General features: G+C 79.8%; 2 protein-coding genes. One reads left to right on the forward strand and one right to left on the reverse strand.

All coding sequences use genetic code 11. The features are described from left to right. Positions 1-106: 106 nt before the first annotated feature. Positions 107-790, reverse strand: a complete 684-nt coding sequence (locus tag AAHZ94_RS34490; RefSeq protein WP_349997617.1) for a TIGR02234 family membrane protein — start codon at positions 788-790, stop codon at positions 107-109. A 22-nt stretch (positions 791-812) separates the two neighbouring features. Here AAHZ94_RS34490 and AAHZ94_RS34495 point away from each other — a divergent pair. Continuing rightward, a partial coding sequence (locus AAHZ94_RS34495; RefSeq protein WP_349997618.1) for a hypothetical protein occupies positions 813-1033 on the forward strand: 221 nt, incomplete at its 3' end.

A 1033-nucleotide genomic window follows, 5' to 3' on the forward strand; every position in this document is an offset into this window, starting at 1 on the left:
CCGGATCGCCGGCCGCCCGCGGCCGGGCCGCACGCCGGCCCTGCCAGCGGCCACGCCGGGTCGCGGCCTGGCGTGGCACGGCACCGGAGGGAGCCGAACGGCCAGGTCAGCCCTCGCGTCCGGTCGGGTCCTCGCCCCGGTCGAGCGCCTTCCACAGTTCCTCGGGCCGGTCCGGGTCGGGAGCGGGGCGGGAGCGGCGCGGGCGGGGCCGGTCGGCGCCGCCGGTGTTCCGCTCGTACCGGCCGGACATCGCGGGCCACGCCCTGCCGTAGCACAGGGCCAGCAGCCCGGCCAGGAAGATCAGCACGCCGCCGGCGAACGCCGCCCACGGCCAGGGGGTGTGGCTGACGCCGTGGATGGCGGTGTCGGCGATGCCGGTGGTCTCGGCCGCCTTCGTCTCCAGGGCGCTGGTGTCGTCGAGCGCGAGGAGCGAGCCGACGGCGGTGCCGATGCCGCACAGGGCGAGCACGCCGGCGACCGCGTACCTGCCGATGCCGCGTACGGCGAACACCGCGACCAGCGCGGCGAGGCCGACGATGGCCAGCGCGCCGGGCAGCCCGGTGATGTCCTGACCGTCGACGGTGCGGCGCAGGTCGCCCTGGGCGAAGGCGGCGTCGCCCGCGGCCCAGGTGCGGCCGGACGCGAGCAGGACGAGGGCGGCGCCGATGGCGGCGAACAACAGCCCGGCGGCGAGGGTGAGCGCGGTGCGCTTGCCCGTCGCCGGGCCGCTTCCGGCCCGGTTCGCGGCCTCGGCCTGGCTACGGGGTTGGGGTACGGCGGCTGTACTCACGCCCACCACTATCCCTCACCCGGTGGTGCGGCAGGTTGCGCGGGGGTCGGCTGGGGCGGGCCGCGCCGCCCGGCCGGCCCCCGTCCCCGGGGGGGGGGCCCCCGGGGCCCGGCCCCCCCCCCCCGCCCCCCCCCACCCCGGGGGGGGGGGGGGGCCGGCCGCGCGCCCCCGGGGGTGGGTCAGGCTGGTGCTGATGTCGGGTCAGGACGGGGTGTCGGTCGGTGGGGTGGTGCTGGTCGTGGG

This window comes from Streptomyces sp. HSW2009 (genome assembly GCF_040240285.1).
In the GTDB taxonomy this organism is placed as follows: domain Bacteria; phylum Actinomycetota; class Actinomycetes; order Streptomycetales; family Streptomycetaceae; genus Streptomyces.